The organism is Flavobacterium tagetis (genome assembly GCF_016735615.1).
In the GTDB taxonomy this organism is placed as follows: domain Bacteria; phylum Bacteroidota; class Bacteroidia; order Flavobacteriales; family Flavobacteriaceae; genus Flavobacterium; species Flavobacterium tagetis.
The window spans coordinates 354,397-373,624 of sequence record NZ_JAERSF010000002.1; the positions used below are offsets into that span (position 1 = coordinate 354,397).

The 19,228-nt window shown below is 31.1% G+C and carries 18 protein-coding genes; 11 read left to right on the plus strand and 7 right to left on the minus strand.

Annotated elements, in window-relative coordinates; translation table 11 throughout:
• Positions 1-216 precede the first annotated feature (216 nt).
• The 4 genes from JI750_RS08945 (at position 217) to JI750_RS08960 (ending at position 5,224) form a co-directional block, all read left to right on the plus strand.
• Positions 217-3,657, plus strand: a complete 3,441-nt coding sequence (locus tag JI750_RS08945; protein ID WP_202000523.1) for a methylmalonyl-CoA mutase family protein — start codon at positions 217-219, stop codon at positions 3,655-3,657.
• Positions 3,658-3,823: 166 nt separating this feature from the next.
• On the plus strand, positions 3,824-4,504 hold the full coding sequence (locus tag JI750_RS08950; protein ID WP_202000526.1) for a hypothetical protein: 681 nt from the start codon (positions 3,824-3,826) through the stop codon (positions 4,502-4,504).
• 27 nt (positions 4,505-4,531) lie between these two features.
• A complete protein-coding gene (locus JI750_RS08955) occupies positions 4,532-5,074 on the plus strand; it encodes a hypothetical protein (protein WP_202000529.1) in 543 nt (180 codons plus the stop codon).
• Between the two features lie 3 nt (positions 5,075-5,077).
• Entirely contained in the window at positions 5,078-5,224 is a 147-nt protein-coding gene (locus JI750_RS08960; protein ID WP_202000532.1) for a hypothetical protein, read from the plus strand.
• 247 nt (positions 5,225-5,471) lie between these two features.
• Here JI750_RS08960 and JI750_RS08965 read toward each other — a convergent pair whose 3' ends face one another.
• Positions 5,472-5,786, minus strand: coding sequence for a hypothetical protein (locus JI750_RS08965; protein ID WP_202000534.1), 315 nt, complete (start codon positions 5,784-5,786; stop codon positions 5,472-5,474).
• A gap of 191 nt (positions 5,787-5,977) precedes the next feature.
• On the opposite strand from JI750_RS08965, the gene JI750_RS08970 reads away from it, so the two are divergent.
• From JI750_RS08970 to JI750_RS08980, 3 genes are all read left to right on the plus strand, one after another.
• Positions 5,978-6,400, plus strand: coding sequence for a helix-turn-helix domain-containing protein (locus JI750_RS08970; protein ID WP_202000536.1), 423 nt, complete (start codon positions 5,978-5,980; stop codon positions 6,398-6,400).
• Positions 6,401-6,552: 152 nt separating this feature from the next.
• On the plus strand, positions 6,553-8,025 hold the full coding sequence (locus JI750_RS08975; RefSeq protein ID WP_202000538.1) for a DUF262 domain-containing protein: 1,473 nt from the start codon (positions 6,553-6,555) through the stop codon (positions 8,023-8,025).
• A complete protein-coding gene (locus JI750_RS08980) occupies positions 8,012-9,943 on the plus strand; it encodes a DUF262 domain-containing protein (protein ID WP_202000540.1) in 1,932 nt (643 codons plus the stop codon). Before JI750_RS08975 ends, JI750_RS08980 begins: the two co-directional genes overlap by 14 nt.
• 56 nt (positions 9,944-9,999) lie before the next feature.
• On the opposite strand, the gene JI750_RS08985 is transcribed toward JI750_RS08980, so the two are convergent.
• Positions 10,000-10,386: a flagellar motor protein MotB gene (locus JI750_RS08985; RefSeq protein ID WP_202000542.1), complete on the minus strand. Its 387-nt coding sequence runs from the start codon at positions 10,384-10,386 to the stop codon at positions 10,000-10,002.
• A 314-nt stretch (positions 10,387-10,700) separates the two neighbouring features.
• On the opposite strand from JI750_RS08985, the gene JI750_RS08990 reads away from it, so the two are divergent.
• A complete protein-coding gene (locus tag JI750_RS08990) occupies positions 10,701-11,150 on the plus strand; it encodes a hypothetical protein (RefSeq protein WP_202000544.1) in 450 nt (149 codons plus the stop codon).
• 58 nt (positions 11,151-11,208) lie between these two features.
• Here the strand turns inward: JI750_RS08990 and JI750_RS08995 are convergent, their stop codons facing one another.
• The 4 genes from JI750_RS08995 to JI750_RS09010 form a co-directional block, all read right to left on the minus strand.
• On the minus strand, positions 11,209-11,595 hold the full coding sequence (locus JI750_RS08995) for a T9SS type A sorting domain-containing protein (protein ID WP_111375919.1): 387 nt from the start codon (positions 11,593-11,595) through the stop codon (positions 11,209-11,211).
• 365 nt (positions 11,596-11,960) lie between these two features.
• The gene (locus tag JI750_RS09000) at positions 11,961-12,362 is read right to left on the minus strand and encodes a T9SS type A sorting domain-containing protein (RefSeq protein ID WP_111422214.1); all 402 of its coding nucleotides are present in this window, start codon (positions 12,360-12,362) and stop codon (positions 11,961-11,963) included.
• Positions 12,363-12,844: 482 nt separating this feature from the next.
• Positions 12,845-13,249, minus strand: a complete 405-nt coding sequence (locus JI750_RS09005) for a T9SS type A sorting domain-containing protein (protein WP_202000546.1) — start codon at positions 13,247-13,249, stop codon at positions 12,845-12,847.
• A 617-nt stretch (positions 13,250-13,866) separates the two neighbouring features.
• Complete coding sequence (locus JI750_RS09010) at positions 13,867-14,229, minus strand: T9SS type A sorting domain-containing protein (protein ID WP_202000549.1); 363 nt, start codon at positions 14,227-14,229, stop codon at positions 13,867-13,869.
• Between the two features lie 450 nt (positions 14,230-14,679).
• On the opposite strand from JI750_RS09010, the gene JI750_RS09015 reads away from it, so the two are divergent.
• The 3 genes from JI750_RS09015 to JI750_RS09025 all read left to right on the plus strand — a co-directional run bounded on the left by JI750_RS09015 (position 14,680) and on the right by JI750_RS09025 (position 17,201).
• A complete protein-coding gene (locus JI750_RS09015) occupies positions 14,680-15,552 on the plus strand; it encodes an AraC family transcriptional regulator (RefSeq protein ID WP_202000552.1) in 873 nt (290 codons plus the stop codon).
• A 162-nt stretch (positions 15,553-15,714) separates the two neighbouring features.
• Complete coding sequence (locus JI750_RS09020) at positions 15,715-16,584, plus strand: alpha/beta hydrolase (RefSeq protein WP_202000554.1); 870 nt, start codon at positions 15,715-15,717, stop codon at positions 16,582-16,584.
• An 89-nt stretch (positions 16,585-16,673) separates the two neighbouring features.
• On the plus strand, positions 16,674-17,201 hold the full coding sequence (locus JI750_RS09025; RefSeq protein WP_202000556.1) for a hypothetical protein: 528 nt from the start codon (positions 16,674-16,676) through the stop codon (positions 17,199-17,201).
• Positions 17,202-17,266: 65 nt separating this feature from the next.
• Here JI750_RS09025 and JI750_RS09030 read toward each other — a convergent pair whose 3' ends face one another.
• Positions 17,267-19,078, minus strand: coding sequence for a T9SS type A sorting domain-containing protein (locus JI750_RS09030; RefSeq protein WP_202000557.1), 1,812 nt, complete (start codon positions 19,076-19,078; stop codon positions 17,267-17,269).
• Positions 19,079-19,228: the final 150 nt, after the last annotated feature.

A 19,228-nucleotide genomic window follows, 5' to 3' on the forward strand; every position in this document is an offset into this window, starting at 1 on the left:
TACTATTGGAGTAGTCAAAACATGTTTCCTGATTTTATTTAAATGTTGCGAAATTGCCATGTCTTTAAGTTTTCTTTAACTATATCAATTAGTTACGTAATTTGTTACCCTATAAGGTCACGAAATCGATTTATTTTTGTTAACATAAAGCTATTGTCTTAATCAAATATTAAAATATTTTGTACATTGGTCGCTTAAAATTATCATATTCATAAAATGGAACAACAAATACCATATATTCCTAAAAATAAAGTAAGAATTGTTACTGCAGCTTCGCTTTTTGACGGACATGATGCAGCCATAAATATTATGCGACGCATTATCCAGTCTACGGGTGTTGAGGTAATACATTTGGGTCACGACAGAAGTGTTGAAGAAGTGGTAAATACCGCGATTCAAGAAGATGCCAATGCAATTGCCATGACTTCTTATCAAGGTGGGCACAACGAATACTTTAAATATATGTATGATTTGCTTCGCGAAAAAGGAGCAGGTCACATTAAAATCTTCGGAGGTGGAGGTGGTGTAATTCTTCCAAGTGAAATTTCAGAATTGCATGAATATGGTATTACAAGAATTTATTCTCCAGATGATGGACGTTCTCTTGGTTTGCAAGGAATGATTAACGATTTGGTACAGCGTGCTGATTTTCCTATTGGAGATAAATTAAATGGAGAAATCGATCATATCGAAAATAAAGTGCCAACTGCAATTGCACGTTTAATTTCGGCTGCAGAAAACTTCCATGAAATTGCAAAACCAGTTTTTGATAAAATTCACGAAAGCAATGCCACTTCTAAAATTCCAGTTTTAGGAATTACAGGAACGGGTGGAGCAGGAAAATCTTCTTTAGTAGATGAATTAGTTCGTCGCTTTTTGATTGATTTCCCAGAAAAAACTATCGGATTAATTTCTGTCGATCCTTCAAAGAGAAAAACAGGAGGAGCACTTTTAGGAGACAGAATCCGTATGAATGCTATTAATAACCCTCGTGTATATATGCGTTCGCTGGCAACACGTCAGTCGAATTTGGCTTTATCTAAATATGTGGCCGAAGCTATTCAGGTTTTAAAAGCAGCAAAATACGATTTGATTATTTTAGAAACTTCAGGAATTGGTCAGTCTGATACCGAAATTATGGATCATTCTGATGTATCCTTATATGTAATGACACCTGAGTTTGGAGCGGCAACACAATTGGAAAAAATCGACATGCTTGATTTTGCCGATTTAGTAGCTTTAAATAAATTTGATAAACGTGGAGCATTGGATGCTTTACGCGATGTTAAAAAACAATATCAAAGAAACCATAATCTTTGGGAGAAAAGCCCAGACGAAATGCCCGTTTTCGGAACGATTGCTTCGCAGTTTAACGATCCTGGAATGAACACGCTTTACAAAGCGATTATGGATAAAGTGGTTGAAAAAACGGCTTCAGATTTGAAATCGACTTTTACAATTACTAAAGAAATGAGCGAGAAAATCTTCGTGATTCCGCCACACAGAACACGTTATTTATCTGAAATTGCAGAGAATAATAGAAGTTATGATGAAACTGCACTTTCACAGCAAAAAGTAGCGCAGAAATTATACGGAATTTTCAAAACCATTGAATCAGTTTCTGGGAAAGTGCCACAAATCAATAAAGCGGGAATTGATGATTCGACTGTTTTACCAAGCGGCATTCAAGAGCACGACGAAAACAGAATCTTTTTAAATCTTTTACTGAATCAATTCGATAAAGTAAAAATGGATTTAGATCCGTACAATTGGGAAATTATCTTGAATTGGGATGAAAAAGTAGCGAAATATAAAAATCCAGTTTACTCCTTTAAAGTTCGCGATAAAGAAATCAAGATTGCCACGCACTCTGAAAGTTTATCGCATTTGCAGATTCCGAAAATTGCTTTGCCTAAATATGAAGGTTGGGGTGATATTCTGCGTTGGAATTTACAAGAAAACGTTCCTGGAGAATTTCCTTTTGCTTCGGGATTATATCCGTTTAAACGTGAAGGCGAAGATCCGTCAAGAATGTTTGCCGGCGAGGGCGGACCAGAAAGAACCAACAAACGTTTTCATTATGTAAGTTCGGGAATGCCTGCAAAACGTCTTTCAACAGCTTTCGACAGCGTTACTTTATATGGAAATGATCCAGATTTGCGTCCAGATATTTATGGAAAAATTGGAAATGCGGGGGTTTCAATCTGCTGTTTAGATGACGCTAAAAAACTATATTCAGGTTTTGATTTAGTTCATGCTTTGACTTCGGTAAGTATGACGATTAATGGACCTGCGCCAATGTTGTTAGGTTTCTTTATGAATGCGGCAATTGATCAGCAATGTGAGATTTACATCAAAGCAAATGATTTAGAAAAAGAAGTTGAAGCAAAAATCAATAAATTATACAAAGAAAAAGGAATCGAAAGACCAAGATACCAAGGTGATTTGCCAGACGGAAACAACGGTTTAGGATTAATGCTTTTAGGCGTTACCGGAGATGAAGTTTTACCTTTAGAAGTGTATAATGAAATAAAAGTCAAAACATTATCACAAGTTCGTGGAACGGTTCAAGCCGATATTTTAAAAGAAGATCAGGCGCAAAATACTTGTATTTTCTCAACCGAATTTGCTTTGCGTTTAATGGGCGACGTTCAGGAATATTTTATTACTAAAAACGTTCGTAATTTCTATTCGGTTTCGATTTCAGGATATCATATTGCAGAGGCAGGAGCAAACCCAATTACGCAATTGGCATTTACGCTTTCAAATGGTTTTACTTACGTGGAGTATTATTTGAGCCGCGGAATGAACATCAACGATTTTGGTCCGAATTTATCATTCTTCTTCTCAAATGGAGTAGATCCAGAATATTCTGTAATTGGTCGTGTGGCACGTAAAATTTGGGCAAAAGCCATGAAAAACAAATACGGAGCCAACGAAAGAGCGCAAATGCTGAAATATCATATTCAGACTTCAGGACGTTCATTGCACGCACAGGAAATTGATTTTAATGATATTAGAACAACTTTACAGGCTTTATATGCCATTTATGATAACTGTAATTCATTGCATACCAACGCTTACGATGAAGCGATTACAACACCAACAGAAGAATCTGTACGTCGTGCAATGGCGATTCAGCTGATTATTAATAAAGAATTAGGTCTAGCGAAAAACGAAAACCCAATTCAAGGTTCGTTCATCATCGAAGAATTAACCGATTTAGTGGAAGCTGCGGTTCTTCAAGAATTCGACAGAATTACGGAAAGAGGAGGAGTTCTAGGCGCAATGGAAACGATGTACCAAAGATCTAAAATTCAGGAAGAAAGTTTGTATTACGAAACCTTAAAACACAACGGCGATTTCCCAATTGTAGGCGTAAATACTTTCCTGAGTTCAAAAGGTTCGCCAACGGTAATTCCGGCAGAAGTTATTCGTGCTACTGAAGAAGAAAAGCTATACCAGATTACGATGCTGGATAACCTGCACAATTTCCACAAAGCAAAAGTAAACGAACATTTAAATACGTTACAGCAAGCCGCTATTAAAAACGAAAATTTATTCGATCATTTAATGGAAGCTACAAAGGTTTGTTCTTTAGGGCAGATTACTTCGGCGTTGTTTGAAGTGGGTGGGCAGTATAGAAGGAATATGTAGAATTTAAAAAATTCTAGTGAACTGAAAAAGCATTTGATTATTAATCAAATGCTTTTTTTTTTTTGATAATTATTAGAACTTTATCGAGTATTTGAACCTTATATCGACTAATTTTTTTGATAATAAATATAAGTCTTAACTTGTTAATTATTAAAGTGTTTGTTATATGGAAAAGATTACAGTAAATAAATTAATTGACTTCAGAAGAAAATCTGATAAAACAAGATTAACTTTTATAAATAATATTAATAAAGCAGAAATTGCTACTCCTGAAGATGGCGGAGGAGGTGATTATTGGGTAAGTTGTGTTAGTGCAATAAATCGTATTTTTAAAACGGATGATACTGGATTTATTGAAGAAAAAATAAATTACTTATATAACAAAATCAATGAAACGGAAGATTTAAAAACTAAAAATAGGTTTCAAAAAAATATTGATATTTTGCATGTATTTGAAGATTTTGATTATAAACATTTAAAACCAACTGACGAATTGAATTTTCTCAAAAATTCTAATTCTAAATCCTTGATTACAATTAATGGGGTTTCGATTGAATTAAAACCAACTCATATATTTACATACAATAATTTGGATTTTAAGGAAATTGGGGCTGTATGGTTTATTGTAAAAAAAGATGGCTTTAAACATGGAGAATTAGGAATGTTCTGCGATATTATGTATAGATATTTAAGTGCAACATATTCTAACAAATTTAAGGTTAATCCTGAAAATTGTATTGCAGTGGATTTATTTAATGGATACGATGTTAACTACTCTCAAATTATTAAAAATGAGATTCCACATTTGCTTGATAATACAATTGATGATCTTAAAAAGTTACTTTAATATTGAAGCTTAATCTGATTTTAATTTATGGAAGAAAATATTGTTGAAGAAGTTGATCAAGGATGGATTGATTATAGAAATTCTGTCATTGATAATAAAAGCAAAAGCCAAGATGATTTTGAAAAATATATAAACTTAATAGCTTCAGGAGGAATTGTTCTTTCACTAACTTTCTTAGAAAAAATTGTTTCATTGGAAAAGGCAGTATGCAAGTCACTGATTGTAATAGGGATGTATTTGATGGTTTTTACTTTACTTTCTAATTTATATTCTCATTATAAATCAATATTAGATTCTGATGCAACAATAAGGGATATTGACAAAAAGAAGTTTAAGAAGATCTTTAAGAAAATTGAAAAAAGAAATAGAGTGATTAATGTTTTAAATAAAATTTCTATATGGGCATTAATACTTGGTATTTTTTCATTAGTGACATTTGTAACAATTAATATATATCATATGAGCGATAAGCAAAAAACAACTCCACCGCCAAAACCAGCTACAGAAGAAAAAGGAAGAACGATTACTCCACCAGCTTTTAAGCCTTCAAATACGCTACCTAAAAAATAAGTTATGAGTAAAAAAATAAACAAATCTCTAAATGATTCATTAAAATCTATTACAAAAATAAATATAGGTGATAAAATTACAGCTGGTAGAACCATTCAAACACCTTCAAGTACATTAAAACCTGTAATAAAGCCAAAAGAGAAAAAATAAGTTCAATTCGCTAGTGTGAGCACAATTATTTTGAACACAAAGTTTATCCTCTCCAGTTTGTCATTTCGACCGAAGGGAGAAATCTTCGCAAGAAACTCTACAAAGATTGGGAATAATCTGTGCGGAGCTACTTGCGAAGATTTCTCCCTTCGGTCGAAATGACAAGATTGGGTAAAACTTTGCGACTTAGCACCTTTGCGAGATTTTTTAGCATTAGAACTTTTGTCTTTGCATCTCAAAATAGAAATCATTCAACAGCCTCCCCAACAAACCCCAAAAACTCCATTTCATCCATAGGAAACAAATTCAGAATCGTTTCCAAAATCAATGAAACATTAATAGTTGCACTTTTATCTTTTTTAGAAAAGTTATGCATGTCATTATCAAGCGCCAGAATACATAATTTAAGCAAATCGGTGATGAGACAGCCAAGTTCTAAATAATTGACCACTTTAAATTGTGCGGTATACGAATTGGCTTCATTGGTTGGTTTTAGCGTTGTAAAATACTGAGCAGTTAATTTTTGAAGTTTTTGCAGTTTTTCTGTTTGGTTCGTTTCCATAAGGCGTATATTTTTAAATGATTTACAATTTGATTTTTATAAATTTTATATAAGAAAAATTGTACTTTTGTTTGATTTGGCGAAGGAAGAAATAGATTGTATTTTACCAAACCGATTTTGCGGGTATCGTACTGTACTAAATTAGTTTGTTACTCGTGGAAGTTTTCACACTTAATTATTATCTTTGAATTATGAGCACACTAACAAAACCAAATCATATAGGGCGAAAAATAAGCCGTATTCGTGAACTTCGTGATATGAAACAGGAAGCTTTGGCGCAGGCTTTGGGAATAAGTCAGCAAACAATTTCGGCTATTGAAAATAGTGAAACTATTGAAGAAGATAGACTTTCTGAAATAGCAAAAGCACTTGGTGTAACAGTTGATGCAATTAAAAGTTTTTCAGAAGAAGGTATGATTAATTATTTTAATACTTTTAATGAAACTGTTTCAAATAGTAGTTTTGGAAATGGAGCGTGTAATAATGAATGTACTTTCAATCCATTAGATAAATTAATGGAAACGGTAGAAGAAAATAAAAAGCTTTACGAGCGTTTGCTTCAGTCGGAAAAAGATAAAATTGAGTATTTAGAAAAATTGCTAAATCAGAAATAAGATCTCTTAGTTGTAGAAAACAGAAGCCTTTCAGAAATGAAAGGCTTCTTTATTAGTTTTTATTCTAGAAATAAGGAAAACCGTAAATGACTTGGTGAATTATTTTATTATTTTGACTTCGAAATCTTCCATAATAAAAATTTGATAAATTAATGGCTTTGTTAAAGTTAGAAAACGATAAAAAGAATGCAATTGTAGATAAAAATTCTTTAGAAGTAATTAGCTGTAGTCTAGAAGATTTATTTCTTAGCAACGAGAAAGCTATATTAGATTCGGGAATTTTTGGACAAATAACGATACCGGAATATCAGCGACCTTATGTTTGGCAAGAAAAACAAATTGATCGGTTATTGAATGATATTATTGAGCATCAGGAAATTGATATAGAAAAACCTATGTATTATCTCGGAAGCATGATTATTCATAAAGACGGAGATAAGTTAAATATTATAGATGGACAACAAAGGCTAACTACTATGTTACTTTTTAATTCTTTTTATGATAACCCAATCGATTCAAAAATTAGTTATGAATCACCGCTAAGCGTAGAAAATATTAAAAAAAATCATAGTTACTTAAAAAAACTACGTGATGAAGATTCGGATTTTTTTACTGCTTTCATAACAAACAAACCCGATTTCACTACTATAAATGTCACATTAGTTATAACAAATTCTGAAGATCTGGCTTACACTTTTTTTGAAACCCAAAATACGGGAGGTGTTCGTTTAAGTGGTGTAGATATTATTAAATCTCATCATTTACGAGCTATAAGACCTAAAAAAAAGATCGCTGAACAGGCAACGAAATGGGAATCTTTTTCGAGCTATAAAATTAAACGCACAATTGAGCTGCTAATTAAAATTAGATATTGGAACAATAATAATTGGAAAACATTTCCATTCTGGAGAGATGTAAAGGGATTAAAAGAGACTGTAATTGAGGAATTTTCTGAAAAAACAATTCATCAGGACATTGATATCTCTCATTATTTTTATGCCACTAAAACTGAAGAAGATAATATAGTTCCCTTTTTAGAAAGTGAATATAGGCATATACGGCAGCCTTTATATGATGGTAATAACTTTATGGATTATGTACATGAATATGCAGAATTGTATGGAATTCTTTTTGAGAAAAATAACCATCCCCACATTTCAGATTCTTTCTATGATTTTAGAAACAGTTTGCTTCATGGAGATGACGGTACAGTTTTTTTAAAAGAATTATTTGAAATTAGTTTAATAACATATGTTAGCAGATTTGGTTTTGTGATGCTCTTTGAAGCTTCGTTGTGGATTTACCGATATCTGTATTCTTTAAGAGTTTCGGTTAAGCGAAATATAACGGAAAAAGGTGTTGTTGATTTTGCTAAGAAAAGCAAACTAATTGATAAAATTTTACAGAGTTATACCATTAAAGAGCTGTTGGAATGGCTTATAAAATTTAAATATAGTTTTGATCCTAATTATACTGACGATTGGAATTCTAAAGGAAAACATGTAATATGCCTTAAGAAATATTTTGGATCTTTTACCAGTGCTCGAGATATGTCAGAAAAAAATAAGTTTGATAAGTTATTAGTTCATTTAATTAATTTGAAAATTGAAAATGATGGAAAGTAAAAATACTCTAATTTTTGAAACAGATGTCGTAAATATTGCATCGTTACAGAATTATAAATTTAGTGTTCCTACTTATCAAAGACCTTATGTTTGGGGCGAGGAAGAAATAAAAAAATTGCTATTAGATTTTTATAGGAGCTACCAAATTGAAATGACATCTTCCTATTATATCGGTACGATATTAATAAAGAAAAATGAAGGATATTCAGATTTGATTGATGGTCAGCAAAGATTTACAACTTTATGGCTAACTGCTTTTGTATTTAAGAAGTTAAAAATAGAAACCCAATTGATAGAATTTCTTGAAAAAGAATCGGGATTGAGAATCGGATTTGAAATTAGAAAAGAAATTGAAGCATATCTAAATCAGCTTTTAACAAAATCGGAAGAAATGGGTTCTACAGAGACTCTTAAAGCAAATATTGAAGAATTGCCTTATTTAGAAAATATCGCAAAAGGATTAACTATAATTGAAAATATAATTAAGACTCTCGATAAAGAAAAAATGACAACTTTCGGAGATTATATCTATACTAATATTCAGATGGTTATAAATAAGGCTCCTCAAAATATTGATTTGAATAAATTATTTTCAACAATAAATAGTTCTGGACTTCAGCTTGAGCAAACAGATATTGTCAAATCAAAATTGTTAAGGAATTTAGGCGATCACAAGGTTCTTTTTAGTAAAATATGGGAAGCCTGTGAAGATATGAATAGTTTTTTTGAGAAAAATGCCAGAGCGGTTTTTTCGGAATCTGATTGGAAAAACATTGATTTTGCTAATTTTTATTCTTTTGATCCTGATCTTTTTAAGTATAAATCTTTTAGCGAATCAGGAAATTTGAGCCCAAAACAGCAGCTTTCAATTGATTTGATATTAAGGGATAATGATGCGGTTTACGAAAAGAGCAACAGTAAAAATGATAGTAAGTCTCAAGAAATTTCTTGTCGATCTATAATAAATTTTGGTCAATTACTTCTTCATACCTACAGAATACATTTGAAAAGGGAAAGGCTACTAGATTTTAAAGGCACATTTCATGTTAACAGACTAATTGAGGTTTTTGACGAAATGGTAGTAAGAAATGACAATGAAGAGATTAAAAGATTTTTCTATCTCCTTTGGGATGTCCGTTATGTTTTCGATAAATTTATTGTTAAATGGATTCCTGATGCAAATGCCAAAACGGAGCATTTAGAATTAATTAATATTACTCTGTTGAGTGATGGATCGTATTCAAGGACTCCTTATAGTAAATCAAATATATTAATGCTTCAAAGTGTATTATATTTCACTAGCGATTATTTGAGACAATTTTGGTTAACTCCATTTTTAAATTTCATTTTGGATAAATTGCCTTCTTCTCCTCAAGACAAGAACCTTTTACCATTTTTAGAAATGATTGACAACAAAATGTCTACTTGTAATGATATGAATGATAAAGAAGTTTCATTCTTATTGTTGAGCGATGTTCCAGAATTTAAATTTGATATTAAAAGCTATTTGTATGGAAATAAGGGAACTTCATTTAAGCATTATTGGTTTCAGAAATTAGAATATATACTTTGGAAAAATTGGGAGGATAGAGATGATCCTAAATTTAAAATTTTTAGAATTACGTCTAAAAATTCAGTTGAACATATCCATCCACAATCAAAATCAGATACTACATCAATGAATGTAGATGATTTTGGTAACTTGGTACTTTTGAGTGTATCACAAAATTCAGAGTATAGCGATAAAGAAGTTAACGTAAAAAAAGAAGAATTTAGAAACAAAAAAACGTACGATAGTTTAAAATCTTATTTTATTTTTCAAAATAATAAAGATTGGACAGAAGTCGAAGTCGAAGCCCATAAAAACCTAATGGTTGAAAAAATATTAGAACATTATAATTATAAATGTACCGTTTAATGATGCAGAAAACCTCTCAGATAATGAGAGGTTTTTTTTATATATGTTTCAAGAAATTAAACTTTCTTTTTTATCGTTGTTTTAGGTTTACGCTTTAATTTTTCGATAAGGGCGTCAGCTTTTGCGTTTTCACAAATAAAACGCAACGATTCTGCATAGCGGTAATAATATACAGGTTCTAAATCTGTGGTAAGAGAAAAAAGTTTGGTATACCATTCGGCTGCTTTTTCAAGTTCGCAATTCGAGTAAGAAGAATTTCCTAGTTTCTGAAACAAGTCTACAGATTTGTATCCTTTTGCAGCAACCCTTTCGTAGGTTTTTATCACGTCGATATAAGCGTATTTTTCGCCGACTTTATCGGTTTTATAATAGGTTTCATTTTGCGCAGCTGCACGAAATGAAAATACGATTAACAATACTAAAATAGCTAGTTTTTTCTGCATAGGTTTTTAGTTTTGGTTGTGGTATTTAATCGTATTCATTAATTGTTTTTGAAAATCTTTTCACTGCAAGAAACAGCTATAAAACAATTATAAACTTCAGTTATTTATTTTTATTGTATGCTTAATGCAATTTTAGTGTACAAATATATGGAAATCAGCAATATGAACCGATTTTTGACGACGTTTTTTAAATAAACCCGTTATATTGCACTTTTCAAAATCAATTGATTTTTAACGCTTTGTAAATGTTTTCGCAGAAAATGATTTATGGGTTCATTTAATGTAATAACTTTATATGAGTAAAGAAAATCAAAATGACGATACAAGATTATTTGAATAGAATAGAGGCTTTACAGAATGAGAAAAGCGAAATTGAATATCCAAATGATGCAGATTTGGAATTTTGTATTTCACAAATAAAACAAATCAATACTGAGTCATCTTTTTCTTTTGATGCCTTATTTCAAAAACGAACTTCAGAAACAAAAATTGTAAATAATGATGTCGTTAAAACCTTTTCAGATTATCTAGGTTTACTTTTTTTAGAAGAAAAAGAATCTAGAAATGTATGTTTTGCTAACAGCGAAGAAGTGCGTCCAGAATATCGGCAGAGTTTCAAGCTGATAGATTTCTTAGATTATATTTATGCTTTTATGCATTCTTCTGTCTATAAAGAATCAGAGGAAATAATTTTTACATCGGAAGCGACACTTTTTTGGAATCTGGTAAAAATAGGCTCAGACTTTAGAAAAGAAAAAATCTGAAAACAAAAAAAGCAGCTCCTGGTACGAGCTACTTTTCTAATTCTTAGGGGGCAAAAAATTAACGACGGAAAGATGGACTCTGGTTAACAGATTGATCTAACTTTACAGTCTTTACTTTTTTAGCAGCAACTTTAATTTCGTGTTTCGCAACTTTGTCGTTTGCTTTCACTTCAAGAACATAAGTTCCAGCAGGAAAACTTTCTAAACTAATTGTTTTTGAAACTTCCAATTTGTCTGCTGCAGATTCTCCCGCATAAAGTAAGTTGTGATTCTCGTCGTAGATAGAGAAAGATGCATTTTCTACAGTGTCTAAAGTAAAGCTAACTACTTTTCCGTTTCCTGTTTTGATATTTAAAATGTAATCACCTTTTCCATCAATGGCGTAGGTAAACACAGTCGCTAAAAAAAAGGCAGCAACTAAACCAGCTTTGGTAAATTTTGTCATGTTTTTTTTAAATTGTTAATTACTAAATGTGGAACGCGTAAAACTACAAATACAAATTTAATTTTTAGCAATAAAATGGCATTTTTAAATGCTTAAGTTGTTGAATTGTAATTATTTCTGCATTTTGTTTGAACTATGTACGTAATTACTGGGCTTACGGATTTATTTTTAGAAAACATTTTTTAACACTTAAAATCAAAGAGTTGGAATTAATAAGAATAATTTTCAGAAAATTTATTGTTTGACGATTTTGCTTTTATACCTAAACAAAAAAAACAGCTCTATAACCACAAAGAGCTGTTTCTTAAAACGTCATTTTTAAATTTTCTAACCTCGATTTATACCTTTTTTGGGCGTAGAAATTCTTAGCGGGCAGCAACACTTGAATTTTTAGCAAAACCTGATTTGTACACTAATGAAACCGCATTTTTTGATAAAGATGCATTATCATTAATTGTAATTTCATATTTTGCTCTTTTTGTACTGTCTTCTACTTCTAAGAAATAAGTCCCTTCAGGAAATTCTTCTAGACTGAAAGTTCTTAAGATACCATCTTTTCCAGATGCGCTTTCAGAATAAATTAAAGTTCCATCATTGTCATAAATAGCTAAATTGGCTTTCTGTACTTTATTAAGTGCGAAAGTGATCAGTTTTCCATTAGCTTTTAATACATGAAGATTAAATTCTCCATTTCCATCAATTGCGTAAGTGCTTATTCCTGTGAAAAGCAACGCTGCTACTAAACTCAATTTTGCAATCTTTTTCATGGTACTTAAGTTTTAAATTATTAGTTCTAATTCTCTGATGCTAAATTACTTATGTATTGCTTAAAAAAGCGCAACTGTATTTTCTTATTTCTATGCTATATTCTCATTTACGAAACCGTTATAGGTTAAAATGTGAATTATTTTCAGTGTTTATGTTAATTCAGTTATTATTTTTTAATGTTTTTCTTGGTTTTGAATTTACTTTGGATTAAGAATTTATTTACATATCTTGAGTGGATTTAACCGCTAAGAGCGCGAAGAATTGTTATACAAGAGATTTATAAAAACGCAAAAGTTCGCAAAGCTTTGTAAAAAAAACTTTGTGAACTTTGCGTAAATCTTTGCGAGCTTTGCGGTAAAAACTTTGTGGTAAAAAAAAACAGCTCAGTAACCACAAAGAGCTGTTTTTAAAACTTTTGAAAGTTTTTAAACTTACTAACTATCTAACCTCACTTTTATACTTTATGAAAGCATAAACTTTTTTAGCGTGTTGCCACACTTGTATTTTTAGCAAAACCTGCTTTGTAAACTGAAGAAACAGCGTTTTTAGATAAAACAGAAGAGTCATCAGTTATTGTGATTTCGTATTTTGCTTTTTTTGTATCGTTTTCTACTTCTAAGAAATAAGTTCCTTCTGGAAATTCTTCTAGACTGAAAGTTCTTAAAATTCCATCTTTACCTGAAGCAGTTTCAGAATAAATTAGAGATCCATCTTTGTCGTAAATTGCTAAGTAAGCTTTTTGTGTTTGGTTAAGACCAAAAGTGATCATCTTACCATTAGCTTTAATTACATGCAGGTTAAAATCTGCTGTTCCATCAATTGCATATGTGCTGATTCCTGTGAAAAGCAACGCTGCTACTAAACTCAATCTAATAATCTTTTTCATGGTATTTAGTTTTTAAATTAATAGTTCTAATTCTCTGATGCTAAATTACTTCAGTTGTAAGTAAAAAATCAATACTATATTTGCTGATTTCGATGCTATATTCTCATTTACGAAACCGTTATAGGTTAAAATTTGAATTATATTTATCGTTTTTATTAAAACGCTTATTATTTTTTAATGTTTTTGATAATTTTTAATTTACATTGAGGTAAAGATTTCTTTAAAAAATGTAGGAATTGTAAAGATGCTAAGGTTCTGAGATACTAAGATCCTCAGTTTCTAAGATTCTAAGTTTTTATTTGGATTGTGTGTTGTAATGCAAAGGGCGCAGAGGTCACGCAAAGTTCACAAAGGTTTATTTGAGTAATTTATAGAATAAAAAAAGTTCACAAAGCTTTATAAAAAAACTTTGCGAACTTTGCGTAAATCATGGCGTTCTTTGCGGTTAAAATAAAAAAGTAAAGAGCAAAAAAAAACAGCTCAGTAACCACAAAGAGCTGTTTTTAAAACTTTTGAAAGTTTTTAACTTACTAACTATCTAACCTCACTTTTTATACTGTATTAGAGTATAAAGTTTTAAGTGCCGTGAAGAAATTGCACTTAACCTTAATATTTTCTTAGTAAACAGAAGTTCCTTTTGAAGACAAAACAGAACTGTTAGCGTTTACAGTGATATCGTATTGTACTTTTTTGAAGTTATCAGAAACTTCTAAAATGTATTTTCCTTGTGGAAATTCTTCTAAACTGAAAGTTCTTAAGATTCCAGTTTTACCAGAAGCGTTTTCAGTATAGATTAAATTACCATTTGTATCATATATACTAATAACTGCTTTTTGTAATTGATTAATTCCAAAAGCAATTACCTTGCCATTTCCTTTTAATACGTGAAGATTTAACGCTTCATTTCCATCAATTGCATAAGTACTCATTCCAGTTAGAAGTACTGCACATACTAAACTTAATTTCATTATCTTTTTCATATTCTATAGTATTAAATTTTTTTCCTTCATTTCTCTGATGCAAAGTTATAGCAGCATATGTGGTATTTTAACATCTATATTTTCCAATTTCTATGCTATATTCTCATTTACGAAACCGTTATATGTTAAAATTTGACTTTAATGTTGTGTTTTTGTTAATTTGATTGTTTTTATTCAAAGTTTTTTAAAAACCGAATACTTCTTAAATTTTCTATTTTTCTTACAATTTTTACTGAATCTGTATAAAATCAAGTTTTAAATAGGATAAATAGAAAAAAAGTGAGGAAAAAAAATAAGACCCTAAAAAAAAGCCAATTTTGATATGAATTTTTCAGTATTAAGAACGTTATTTTAATGTAAAATTCGCATTTACGAAACCGTTGTAGGTTAAAATTTAAATTATTTTAGGTGTTTTTGTTAAATTTGCTATTATTTTTTAAAGAAATTATCATGAAGACTATTGCCCCAGCTCTTGAAGTGATAACTAACTCATACGGAAGTTCTTTTACCTACACTAAACACGCCGAAAAGACCAATAGCAAAGCTCATTTATGGCACTATCATCCAGAAATTGAGTTGGTTTATATAAATGGTGGGGCTGGAAAAAGACAAATAGGAAGCCATGTTTCTTATTATACCAATGGTAGTTTACTTTTAATAGGAGCTAATTTACCGCATTGCGGTTTTACAAATGAGCAGACAGGAAATACGACTGAAACTGTAATTCATATAAAACCTGAATTTTTAGGAAGCGATTTTTTTGTTGCTCCCGAAATGAAAAAAGTTCAGAACATATTAAAACAAGCTAAAGGCGGAATTGCTTTTGGCGGCGAAACGAAAAAACGTATCGGAAAAAAAATTGAAATGATGGAAAATGAACCGCCATTTCAAAGATTGATAACGCTTTTAAGTGTTTTAGACGAATTAGAATCGGCTGAGGAATATACCATATTAAATGCAGACGGATTTTCTATGGAACTTCAAACGCAGGATAATGATCGTATGAATGTGGTTTTTAATTTTGTAAAAGATCATTTTCAGGAATCTATTTCTATAGATGAGGTTTCTAGTTTGGTCAGTATGACTACGCCATCTTTCTGTCGTTATTTCAAAAAGATTTCAAACAAAACATTTACTGAGTTTGTAAATGAATATCGTCTAGTGCATGCTTCTAAACTTTTGGCAGAACAGCCTATGAGTATTAATGAAGTTTGCTATGAGAGCGGTTTCAATAATTTTAGCCACTTTAGTAAATCGTTTAAACAATATACAGGTAAAAGCGCTTCGCAATACCGTCATGAACATAAGATTATAATCAGCTAGTTTTAGCTTGATTTTTTTAGCCACGAATTCACGAATTCTATTTAATATTAATTCGTGAATTCGTGGCTATCTTTTTTTACTCCAAAGCAAGTCGGATTTTTCATATATTTTATTCTGAAAAAAGTTATATTTACAAACCCTAATCAGAAAAAAAATATCAAAATGAAGAAAATTAAAATGCTCTTGTCTGCATTTTTGCTTTGTCTTACCACCATGACATACGCTGCAAAAGTAGACACACTTCAAGTTGCCAGTACCGCAATGGGAAAAACCTATAAAGCGGCGGTAGTTTTGCCAAATTCTTATGCAAAAAGTAAAACGGCTTTTCCGGTTATGTATCTGTTGCATGGTGCATATGGACATTTTAGCGATTGGTTAAAAAATACTCCAAATAAAAAGCTGGTTCATAATCTGGCAGATCAATACAATATGATTATTGTAATGCCAGAAGGAGAGACATTTAGTTTTTATATTGATAGTCCTGTAAATAAAGAAAGTCAGTTTGAAACTTTTATTACGCAGGAAGTTATTCAGAAGATAGATAAAACGTACCGAACTATTGCTAGTAAAAACGGAAGAGTAATAACAGGACTTTCTATGGGCGGACACGGTGCATTGTACTTGTCGGCCAGACATCCCGATTTGTTTTGTGCAGCGGGAAGTATGAGCGGAGCCGTAGATATGAGCACGATGTTGAATAGAGATTCTTCGGCTCAGATTGTAAAATTAATGCAACCTGTATTTGGAGACAAAAGCGGAAACACCGAATTGTACGAGCAAAATTCTGTTTTAAGAATGGCTGATAAAATTAAGTCGAACAAATTGCCACTAATAATAGATTGCGGAGTAGACGATTTTTTGATTGAACCAAACCGAGAATTACACAGAAGATTAGTTTACAATAAAGTTGACCACGATTATACAGAACGTCCAGGAGCACATACTTGGGATTATTGGGAAAATTCGCTTCCTTATCACGTCTTATTTTTTAATAAAATACTGGCTAAAAATCAAGGCACTACGAAAAAATAAGGTTCTTTTTGTGTCAAAATAAGGCAAATCGCTTTTTTTGGTTTAATTTTTGGAATACCTTTATAGTATAATCCTTTAAAAAAATAATTATGAAAAAGATACTTACCTTATTTGCAGTTATCGGTTTAATTGCATTTTCTAGCTGTGAAGGGCCAGAAGGCCCTCCAGGACCTCCAGGCAGCCCTGCTGCAGCTGAAGTTTTTGAAATTGAAAAAGTAAATTTTAGTGCGACTGCTAATTCCGAGATTTATTTTAATTTTAAATCGCAAACTTACTTAGGCGATGTTGTTTTGGTATATAGATATGATGGGCCTGATCCTAAAACTAATCGTGATATATGGGTTCCTCTTCCTGATTCGCATTATTACAATGATGGAGGTCTTTACTTTACTTACAAGTTTGATTTTACTCAGGATAATGTTAGAATATTTACTGAAGGTTATGGGTTGAGTGCTAATCCTATTCCGCCTGATTTCGTTGTCAATCAGATATTTCGCATTGTAGTTGTTCCTGGTTTTGATCCTATTGTTACTGGGAAATCTGTAAGTAAACTTGATTATTATGAAGTAATTAAGAAATATAACATTGATGATAGTAACGTTAAGAAGTTAAACTAGATTTAGTTCAATAATCAATAAAAAAAAGGAAATCGTAAGATTTCCTTTTTTTTATAAATATTTGATTAATTTTTTATGAAGTTTAATTGAATACTGTACGAACTGGTTTGTAAAGTAATAAAGTATATTCCTCCTAGTAAATTAGAAATATCTATTGTTGCTAAACTTGGAGATAATATTGAAAAACTATTTGGGTTAACGGTTTTTCCCATTGCATCAATTATTTTTATAGTTGAATTTGTCAAATTTAGGCTTGAGTGTTCAATGTTTAAAGTTGTTGATGCTGGATTAGGGTAAACCATTAGTTTACTATTGAATGTTGTTGATGATATGTATATTTCATTACTATAGCTTTTAACTGTTCCTGATACCCATTTATTGTTTTCATCATAACCACTGTAAATTACTTGGGCAATTCTTCTGTAATTATAACTTTCTTTTAGTTTTAAAGTATTTCTTCTAGGATCTGAAATAATTTCTAATGATTGTGTTGGCATATAATCTTTATTTGTTGCTCCTGTTATGTTTTGCCAAGCATCAGAGGTTCGATTCCCTTGTAATTGGAGCTGCCATTGATATGAAATGTAATATTGATGTGGCGTAACAATATTTGGGTCAAAAATTATAGATGAGCTGTTCAAGGATTCTGGAGATTCAATTTGAGTCGGAGATGATATTTTTAAAGTTTGATCGCAGCATATAGTATTATTGTATCTAATTGTTCTAACTAATATTTTTAATTCGTTGCTTCCTTTTTTTATGTTCTGATATACCGCAATTCGTCTTATTAAATAATAGTTGTCTTCATTAATTTCAAGATCATTCGGTATGAAATTATTTAATGTTGGAGAGTTTTCGTTTTCTAAAGTTTTCCAATCTATAAGATTAGTTTTTGTATATTCCCATTCGTATCTGTCAACATCAACAACGTTGTCTCCTCTTTGTTCAGTATGGTTGGGATTTTGCAAAAGCGCTAAGTTTATTTTCGGACTAGATCCGCTTACAATTTTTGGATTTGAAGTTATTATTTCTGCAAAACCATTTGAATCAAATGGCCCGTCAATTGAAATTGTGTTTTCTGACATTGGTGATTTGATTACAGTGATACTTATTGTATTACTTGTATTTGGGTATTGATTACCGTAAACATATCCTAAACTTCTTTTTACGGTAAAACTGCCAAGTGCAGTTGTATAATCTAAAGTTAAACTCTGATTGGTGTTATCTAAATTTGTAATGGCAGGTGGACGGGGAGTGCCATTTGTTTCCCATTTAGTGTTAATGCCGTAAGGTTCTCGTGCATACGGATTTAAAAATTGAGAACCAGTTATAGGTTGTGGTCTTTCACCTAATCGAACAGTTTGATTGCAGCATAATGTATTAACAATTTTTGTTGGATTTGGAGCATCGGCAGGAGGGTTTAGAGTGGTTCCTTCGCTCAATGTTGGGTTTTTAATTACGGCTAAATTCGAACTTCTGTAAGATGTGCCTGCAGATGTTTTATATTCAGCAAAAATAAATCCGCCGGAAGTTAGGAAATCACTCCAATATAAATTTATAATAATACTTGCGACTGCAGTTCTTCCACTGCCAAAATATAGATTACCGCCATTTCCACCAGCTGCAACATTCGCGTTTGTTGTGCTTAAATTTGAGTAATAAACTGTTATTGTTCCTTGATCATTAACGGCAACATTGCTCGGAATTTCGACTTTAATATTTAGTGAGACAGTCGAAGTTGGTACAGAAGCTAGATTGATTGGTCCAGAGTTTACATTGGTGTTGTTTACCGCTGTGGGTGTTAAGGTAACGGTTTGTGCAAACATTAATGCATTAAGCATTAATGTTGCAATGAGGAATAAGTAATTTTTTTTCATGACAAAAATTTAAATTAAAAGCCTAAATTGAATATTTATATGTAATTTCTGTAATTTTTAATGTTAAATTATAAGAAAAGTAATAAAATAAATAAAAGATTCATAATAAAAAAAGGAAATCTTACGATTTCCTTTTTTTATTAATATAAG

Excerpts from the sequence above, each read along its gene's own strand:
- JI750_RS08945 (WP_202000523.1), top strand. The coding sequence starts at position 217 with ATGGAACAACAAATACCATATATTCCTAAAAATAAAGTAAGAATTGTT.
- JI750_RS09020 (WP_202000554.1), top strand. The coding sequence starts at position 15,715 with ATGAAGAAAATTAAAATGCTCTTGTCTGCATTTTTGCTTTGTCTTACC.
- JI750_RS09025 (WP_202000556.1), top strand. The coding sequence starts at position 16,674 with ATGAAAAAGATACTTACCTTATTTGCAGTTATCGGTTTAATTGCATTT.
- JI750_RS08985 (WP_202000542.1), bottom strand. The coding sequence starts at position 10,386 with ATGCAGAAAAAACTAGCTATTTTAGTATTGTTAATCGTATTTTCATTT.
- JI750_RS08950 (WP_202000526.1), top strand. The coding sequence starts at position 3,824 with ATGGAAAAGATTACAGTAAATAAATTAATTGACTTCAGAAGAAAATCT.
- JI750_RS08965 (WP_202000534.1), bottom strand. The coding sequence starts at position 5,786 with ATGGAAACGAACCAAACAGAAAAACTGCAAAAACTTCAAAAATTAACT.
- JI750_RS08990 (WP_202000544.1), top strand. The coding sequence starts at position 10,701 with ATGACGATACAAGATTATTTGAATAGAATAGAGGCTTTACAGAATGAG.
- JI750_RS08975 (WP_202000538.1), top strand. The coding sequence starts at position 6,553 with ATGGCTTTGTTAAAGTTAGAAAACGATAAAAAGAATGCAATTGTAGAT.
- JI750_RS09010 (WP_202000549.1), bottom strand. The coding sequence starts at position 14,229 with ATGAAAAAGATAATGAAATTAAGTTTAGTATGTGCAGTACTTCTAACT.
- JI750_RS08995 (WP_111375919.1), bottom strand. The coding sequence starts at position 11,595 with ATGACAAAATTTACCAAAGCTGGTTTAGTTGCTGCCTTTTTTTTAGCG.
- JI750_RS09030 (WP_202000557.1), bottom strand. The coding sequence starts at position 19,078 with ATGAAAAAAAATTACTTATTCCTCATTGCAACATTAATGCTTAATGCA.
- JI750_RS08970 (WP_202000536.1), top strand. The coding sequence starts at position 5,978 with ATGAGCACACTAACAAAACCAAATCATATAGGGCGAAAAATAAGCCGT.
- JI750_RS08960 (WP_202000532.1), top strand. The coding sequence starts at position 5,078 with ATGAGTAAAAAAATAAACAAATCTCTAAATGATTCATTAAAATCTATT.
- JI750_RS09000 (WP_111422214.1), bottom strand. The coding sequence starts at position 12,362 with ATGAAAAAGATTGCAAAATTGAGTTTAGTAGCAGCGTTGCTTTTCACA.
- JI750_RS09015 (WP_202000552.1), top strand. The coding sequence starts at position 14,680 with ATGAAGACTATTGCCCCAGCTCTTGAAGTGATAACTAACTCATACGGA.
- JI750_RS09005 (WP_202000546.1), bottom strand. The coding sequence starts at position 13,249 with ATGAAAAAGATTATTAGATTGAGTTTAGTAGCAGCGTTGCTTTTCACA.
- JI750_RS08955 (WP_202000529.1), top strand. The coding sequence starts at position 4,532 with ATGGAAGAAAATATTGTTGAAGAAGTTGATCAAGGATGGATTGATTAT.
- JI750_RS08980 (WP_202000540.1), top strand. The coding sequence starts at position 8,012 with ATGATGGAAAGTAAAAATACTCTAATTTTTGAAACAGATGTCGTAAAT.